We start from the raw sequence: 3,187 nt of genomic DNA on the forward strand, positions 1-3,187 counted from the left end.
GGTCGGCCAGGACATCGATGGGGTAGCGCGGGAAGTCGGCGAAGCCGTCGTATTCGAGGGTGTAGATGTCGGTCGGAAAGGAGTTGGCGGGGGTCGCGCCGGAGTACGCGATACCCTCACTGGGCAGGTTCAAACCGTCGAAGCGCTCGGATAACCCGCCGTTGGGCGCGTTGGGGTCACCGACCAGCACAAACTGCAGGCCAGCGTCCGATTCCGGCGTGCCGGACGGGTCGAGTTGCTGCATGACCAGGCCGGAAATCGTGGAACTCTGCGACCAGCCGAACACGGTTGAAGTGTCTCCGGCTGCGGTGTTGCTGGCGATCGCGTTGTCCAGGATGAGCATGCCCTGGCCCACCGAGGTGCTCTCCTGCGGAAAGCCGGCGAGCGGACCAGTCGTGGCGTTGGGATAGTTTTCGGAAAAGGGCACGGAGAGGACCGGATACTCGGGTGTGAACAGGCCGTTGGCATAGGGATCGGGATATGTGGTGTCGGGGAAATTGGGGTGGATGTAGAGCTCATTAGCATCTTGGACATATTCGGATCCGGGGATCGGTACCCCGCTGGGACCTACGACCAATCCGATGGTGGTCGAGTCGGTGCCTGCGACGACGTCCCCCGTCTCCCCGTACGCGAAGGCCGAATTCATCATCGCGGTCAGCGACAAGACCCCGGCACCGGCAGTCGTCACCAGCCCTAAACCCAACCAACGAAGCTTACGGCCTAACATTTGACCTGCGACCTCCTAACCTCGCACCGAGCGTTCTCTGCGGTTGTCGACCTCCGGGTAATCCGGCTGCCCCGACACGGTGCGCCTCGACATGGCTCTGCCCCGGGCCATCGCTTTGAACGTGTCGATGACGCGTTCGGATGCGAACGGCTGGTACCCCTCGATCATGTTGCAGAACGCCAACCCAGTCACCAGCGAGAAGACCAGGTGCAACCCGTTTCCGGCGTCGCCGTCACTGGTGTGGTCACCAAGGAAGTAGTCGGCATACATCTCCCGGCTTGTCCGGAGGAACTCACGGTCCACCGCCACGAGCGGATCCGCCAGTTCGGCATCAGTGCGGGCCGCGACCCACAGCTCGACGAATGCGGTGAACGTCGGACCGGTCCACATTGACCAGAGCAGGTCGAGCGTGGCGTCCAGCTTGTCATCGGCAGCATCCACCTTGGCCATGGCTTGGCGGTACTCCGCGGTGCGACGCTCAAATGCATGTCCGATCGCGGCCGAAAGCAGGTCGGTCTTGGTGGGGAAATGGTGCAGCAGCGCCCCCAGCGAAACCTCGGCTCGATGGGCGACTGCGGTCACCGTGGTGGCCTTGTAGCCGGATTCAACGAGTAAATCCAATGTGGCATCCAACAGGGCGGCCTTGGTCTTGCTACTCCGCTGAGCTTGGGTCCGGCGGGTACGCATGTGCTTCATGTCAACGATCATGCGTGCCTCACCGGTGCACTGCGATCAGGTTGACACAAGTATTGGTGCCTACCGCCGCGGAAGCGAGGGCCGGTGAACGCCATGTCAGCACATCGGCAGCATAGGAGATTTACAAGAAACCGTCAAGGTTTACGGTTTTGTCACGGGCGAAGCGACCCGACCAGCATCGCCGCGCATTGCCGGTGACTGCATCGTCGGGGCAAGGATGCCTTTTCACGATTTTCCAGAGTATTTTCAGGCTAACTCCAGGACACAGTCGTCGGCACCCAGCATGCTTGCAGGTGGTCATCGACCATTCCGGTGGCCTGCATCAGTGCATAGGCGGTGGTCGGGCCGGTGAACCGGAAGCCGCGGCGTCTCAACTCACGCGCCATGGCCTTCGACTCCGTGGTGGCCGACGGAATTTCGGACGGATCAGCCGGCCTTTTCGGCCGCCGCGGCGGGGCGAACGACCAGAGCAGCTCCGCCAAGTTCTTCGATCCAATGTCTGCGGCTGCCCGTGCGTTGAAGATGGTCGCCTCGATCTTGCCCCTGTTGCGCACGATGCCCGGATCGGCCAGCAGCCGGGCCACGTCGGCGTCGGCGTAGCGGGCGACCGTCTCGATGTCGAAACCGGAGAATGCGCGCCGGAAGTTCTCCCGCTTGCGCAGGATCACCAGCCACGACAATCCGCTTTGGAAGGCCTCCAGGCTGATGCGCTCGAACAACGCCACCCCGTCATGCACCGGGCGGCCCCACTCGTAGTCGTGATAGTCGCGGTACAGCGCTGAGCCGGTCCCTTGGGTCTCAGCCCATCCGCAGCGAACCAGGCCGTCATCGCAGACAGCCGTCACATGCGCCCCGGCGAGTCCTGTGCGACCTGTACTGCGGCGAGTTGGCTGCGTAACCGATCCAGCTCATGGCCGAGCCGGTCGAGCACCCAGTCGACCTCGCTGGCCTTGTAGCCGCGCAGCACCTGGGTGAACTTGACCGCGTCGACATCGGCGCCGGTGACCCCCGACGCGGGCAGCATGGTCGCCGTGGTTGCCCGCGGCAGCGGCGGCAACTGCTCACCACGACCGAACAGCAACCCGGCCACCCCGAAGAGCAACAGCGCAATGAGGATCAACACCACCAGATACAGCAGCACCAATGTCACGCCATCGATAGTGCCGCATCGGCCGCGGGTCAGCGTGGCCGCACGGTATTCATCGGCGGACGGTCGATCAGCGACACCGGCGCGATGCGCGGCAGGTAACCGTCGCCGTCGGCGAAGAACTGGGTGAGCCCCACCCCGGAGTCACCGATGCCACATCGGGACAGCAGGGTGGCGACAACCTGCCGGCTCATCGCCCCGAGCTCGGCCAGCGACCGGTTGCGGTGCGCCCGCACCCCCAGGTTGACCTGCGCGATGGCGTCCAGCCCCAGGCGGTCGTAGGTGTCGACCAGCAGACCGATTTCCACCCCGTAGCCCGGCGCGAACGGCACCGAGGTCAACAACTCGCGAGTGCCGGCGTACTCCCCGCCCAGCGGCTGCAGCACACCGCTCAACTCGGGCCGCAGCGCGGCCAGCAGCGGGCGCGCCACCAATTCGGTGACCCGTCCGCCGCCGTTGGCCTCCTCGGCCCCGTCGAGCTTCAATGGACGGCGATAGAAGCCCTTGACCAGGTGAACGCCGTCGCCGGTGAGCAGCGGCCCGACCAGCTTCGGCACGAACATCGGGTCCGGGTCGATCAGGTCGGAGTCCACGAACACCACGATGTCGCCGCTGGT

The 3,187-nt window shown here is 64.5% G+C and carries 5 protein-coding genes; all 5 read right to left on the minus strand.

Going from position 1 to position 3,187, the window contains the following annotated elements; translation table 11 throughout:
* On the minus strand, nucleotides 1-688 hold a 688-nt coding region (locus AC2VON_RS06465; protein ID WP_486952203.1), incomplete at its 3' end, for a PE-PPE domain-containing protein.
* 54 nt (nucleotides 689-742) lie between these two features.
* A complete protein-coding gene (locus AC2VON_RS06470; protein ID WP_486952204.1) occupies nucleotides 743-1,423 on the minus strand; it encodes a TetR/AcrR family transcriptional regulator in 681 nt (226 codons plus the stop codon).
* A gap of 251 nt (nucleotides 1,424-1,674) precedes the next feature.
* Nucleotides 1,675-2,268: a DNA-3-methyladenine glycosylase I gene (locus AC2VON_RS06475; RefSeq protein WP_486952205.1), complete on the minus strand. Its 594-nt coding sequence runs from the start codon at nucleotides 2,266-2,268 to the stop codon at nucleotides 1,675-1,677.
* Nucleotides 2,265-2,573, minus strand: a complete 309-nt coding sequence (locus AC2VON_RS06480; RefSeq protein ID WP_486952206.1) for a DivIVA domain-containing protein — start codon at nucleotides 2,571-2,573, stop codon at nucleotides 2,265-2,267. Before AC2VON_RS06480 ends, AC2VON_RS06475 begins: the two co-directional genes overlap by 4 nt.
* Before the next feature lie 29 nt (nucleotides 2,574-2,602).
* The coding region (locus AC2VON_RS06485; protein WP_486952207.1) for a glucosyl-3-phosphoglycerate synthase at nucleotides 2,603-3,187 on the minus strand (585 nt) is incomplete at its 5' end.

Source organism: Mycobacterium sp. TH-M82 (genome assembly GCF_057473605.1).